The sequence below is a fragment of the Nostocoides sp. genome, from assembly GCF_035343835.1.
Taxonomy (GTDB): Bacteria; Actinomycetota; Actinomycetes; order Actinomycetales; family Dermatophilaceae; genus Nostocoides_A; species Nostocoides_A vanveenii.
In genome coordinates, this window is sequence record NZ_DAOQZV010000279.1 from 1 (window position 1) to 3,807 (window position 3,807).

The window sequence follows — 3,807 nt, forward strand, 5'->3', positions numbered from 1 at the left end:
CGCGGGCGCTGCGCAAGTAACTGCCCCGGACCGGGCTCATGCGCGCGCGCCCGACCGGTAGCGACCCGCTATCACTGCAGGCCGGTCGCGGCGTAGACGCCCCCGGCCACGACGTCGGCCAGGACGAAGCCCGGCCCCGCCAGCGGCCCCACCAGAACGCTCACGGCATCGCTGGCGGCCGAACTCACGGCGGCGTGAGCGCCCCGCACCATCCGCGTCAGGTGAGCCAACGCGACACCCGAGACGTAGGCCATCTCGCGCGCCTCGGCGGACTTCACCGCCTCATCGTCGCACCCCGATGCCTCGCCGCCAACGCGCGCGGCGTGAAAGCAATGTCACCCAAAATTCACGCGAGGAAGGTCCGCCTCGCTGGTGTAAGCGTTTTCACAACGGGACAATGGACACTATGACTGCCACCGAGTCCGGTCCCGTCCCTGCTGGCACCTCCGCGCTTACGGTCTCTCAGGCCCTGGCGGCGGTCAACCTCCGGTTGGCTCTCCTCGGCCTACCGCGGGTGCAGGGTGGCGGCGACGACGAGGCCCTGGTCGGGCCGCTCCTGGAACGCCAGCGCGAACTGAGCCGGCGTCTGGCCGACCGGCTGCCCCCGGTGGACGAGCGGGTGCAGAGCTTTCTCGATGACTACCTGGCCGGCCTGCCGGACATCCCCCACTTGCCTCGCCGCACCCTGGCCCTCGACCTGCCCGGGCTGGCGCGGACACTGAGCCTGCCGGTCGACACCGATCACTATGCATCGGAGTTGATCACGAGCTATCGGCTCGCCAACGGTGTGCTCCACAACCCGCGCAACGACCGGCGCACCACTGCGGGGGTCTTCCACCTCGCCGAAGGCGGGTTGCCCATACCGGACGACAAGCTCGCGGTGCCGCGGGAGACCTTCGCGCTCCTGCTCCGCGCCGCGCTATCGCCCCCAAAAGCCTTGCTGGAGTTGCCGATCACGTCCGCGCAGCCGGAGCGGGCGGCGTGCTTTGTCTCGCTATTGCTGCGTCCGCTGGTCGTCGTCGGCGTGCCGGGCCGGACGCGGGAGCGGCGGATGGAGACCCGGTTCATCGTGCCCGGCAGCATGGTCGCCAATCTCGACTTCGTCGAAGGCATCTTCGGCAATGCCGGCGATCCCTATGTGCCGGAGAACGATTCGGCGCTCGACCCGCTGCACTGGACCGGGCATACCGGCTTGGTCATCCTCGCACCCCACCTGGTGTCCGCGACCAAGGCCGCTCTCGGCCTGCCCCACCGCGACAAGGCGACTGATCGTCAGATCCGCGACGGCATGTGTTGGACCGATCCGGCCGAGCGCTACAACGGGGGCAAGGCCTTCAAGGTGTGCGCGCGCGACGAGCGCGGCGTGATCGTCACGATCATCGCCGACAACTACTTCGGCTACTGCAAGAAGGAAGTCAAGACGCAGATCTCTTACTCCGCCAACCTTTTCGGCGGCGCGGAGGAGGAGCACTCGGGTGGCGCGATGGTGTTCCCGAGCTGGGACGAGGGCCAGGAGTTCGTCAACACGCACGCCCATGACGCGCCCTCGGTCGCCGAGGTCGTCGCCCGCGATCCGCACCTGTGGGTGCCCGCGGCGGACGGGTCGGCGCACCTGCTCACCCACCCGGACCTGGTGTTGGTGGAGGCCGGCGCGCGCTTCCGGCTCGCCGACCGGTCGATCACGTGGACCGACCTCGCGGGCGTGGCGCAACGGATTCCGTTCCGTGCGGACGTGACCTACCTCGACCCCAGCGGTTTCCGGGTCGTCATGCGGCAGGTACGCACCGACCCCGCGCAGTGGACGATCATCGGGACCTCGGCGCGAACCACGGTGTGCCACAAGCCTTCTACCGTCTCCGGCGGTGGCAAGTCAGAGATCTCGAAGTCGATCGCCGACGCCATCACCATCGGCACTGCTTTCGTCGCCGACTTCGACGCCGATCTCGATGCCGTCGAGGCGATCGTCGGCCGCGACTATTCGAACCGGTATGCCACGCCCTCCTGGAATGGCAAGGACACCCGCCCCATCCTCGGCCCGCAGCGCAGCATCGGCAGCGTCATCAAGCTACTCACCCCGTCGCCGGAGTTCAGCGCGGAGCACAACGCCTTCCTGGAGTCGATCCCGCCCCACGTGCTCGAGCTGGTCTATGTCATCAAAGAGGCCTACCGGCCGGAGTGGGGCGCCGATTGGCGCAGCCATTTCGCCGTCAGCCGGGTCAACGGCCGGCCGGGCAACCGGCTGCGTCTGGACGGCCAGCAGGTGCTGGTCGACATGTTGCGTGTGGGCTTTGAGACCGACGGCTCCTATCGCCTGTTCAGCCTGCGTCCGGATTTCGCGCCGGCCCTCAAGCTGCAGACCGAGGACGACATCACCGCCTCCGTGGTGGTCGCCGCAAGCGATGCGGCCGCGGAATCGGTCAAAGTCGTCGAGAACTGTGAACGCTTGCTCTTTCAGCGCCCGGATGACGCGATCCACCCCGGCTACGACACCATCGCCGAAACGGATGTCGCCCAGCCGGGAACGTTCTTGTCCAACTTCGAGCCGCTCGATCGGGACGCCGCCCGGGCGATGCGCGATGACGCGATCTCGCTGAGCGAATTCACTTCTCCCATGCGGCGATTGATCACCGACTTCGCGGCGGGCACCGAAGGTGACCGGCCGGCATACGTTGTGTGCTCGGCGCGGCCGCGGCTGGTCGACGGGAAACCGTCGAAGAATCCCCGCTATCTGCAGGTGCGTCCCGACCTCGCCGATCCGCGCGGGACGGCGGCCGCACTCACCGCGGTGCGGCTCGCCCGCGGGCTCTCGCAGAGCGCGCCAGTCACCATGGCCGTGGACGTGGTCGCCGCCGGGCGACGCAACAACCCGCCCGAGCCGGGCGTGCCGGCACTGTGCGCCTTCTCGCCCCTGCACTATCTCGAACTGCCCGAGTTGCTCATGGAGTTCATCTCCTCGATGACCGGCAAGTCCCCGTCGACGACGGGGGCCGGCAGCGAGGGCGCAATGACCAAGGCGCCCTTCAATGCGCTGCCGACGACCTACGACCTCAACTCCGCCTTCTTGTCGTATGCCCTGACCGGCTACGACGGGTGGGTCTCCGGCGCCGGGTTCGTCGGTCCGACCGCGCGCGTCGACCACGACGTCAGCTTGTTGATCCCCGAGATCTTCGCCCGGATGCAGCCGCACGAGCGGTCCGCGGCGTGGCTGGCCGAGAACGGCTATCTCGAGCCGGTCGAGGATGTCGAGATCGACGGGCGCGCCGTCCCCGCGAGCCGGCTGGGGCTGCGGATCACCGCGAAGTTCGCGACCACCTTCCTGGGCCGGATCTTCATGCATCCGGACGCGATTTTCACCGAAGCGATCCTGCGCCCTGAGACTCAGGACCTCGCCGTCTTCGCCGAATCGGTCGAGGTAATGGCGGCCACGCACGCGCGGGTGGCGCAGGCCTACGTTGCGGACGGGACGATCGCGTCGGCGTGCCCGCCGGTGCGCGCCCTGCTGGAGATCATGGCGAGCGGAGCGTCCCAGGAGGGATGGACCCTGCAGTCGCCCGAGTTCCGCGCATTGTTCACGCGCGATTCAGTGCTGGCCAGCCCGTGGTATGCCGCGCGCCTAGACGCCGCTCAGGCTCAGGAAGTCGCGCGCGCGGATGCGGGGATCGCGCAGTTGTCGGCCTTTCTGGCCGCCGACGGCCCATCGGGCGCCGCTGATCGGCTTGAGGTGCGCGCGCGACTCGACGCCGTGCGTGCCGCTCGAGACGAGGCGGCATCGGCGACTGCGCGCGAGGCGTTGGTAGGCACGCTCGG

At 68.8% G+C, this 3,807-nt stretch carries 2 protein-coding genes; one reads left to right on the plus strand and one right to left on the minus strand.

Annotated elements, in window-relative coordinates; genetic code table 11:
* Positions 1-71: 71 nt before the first annotated feature.
* Positions 72-278, minus strand: a complete 207-nt coding sequence (locus tag PKH97_RS14725) for a hypothetical protein (RefSeq protein WP_324388324.1) — start codon at positions 276-278, stop codon at positions 72-74.
* Between the two features lie 128 nt (positions 279-406).
* Between PKH97_RS14725 and PKH97_RS14730 the strand changes: the two genes are divergently transcribed.
* The coding region (locus PKH97_RS14730; protein WP_324388325.1) for a hypothetical protein at positions 407-3,807 on the plus strand (3,401 nt) is incomplete at its 3' end.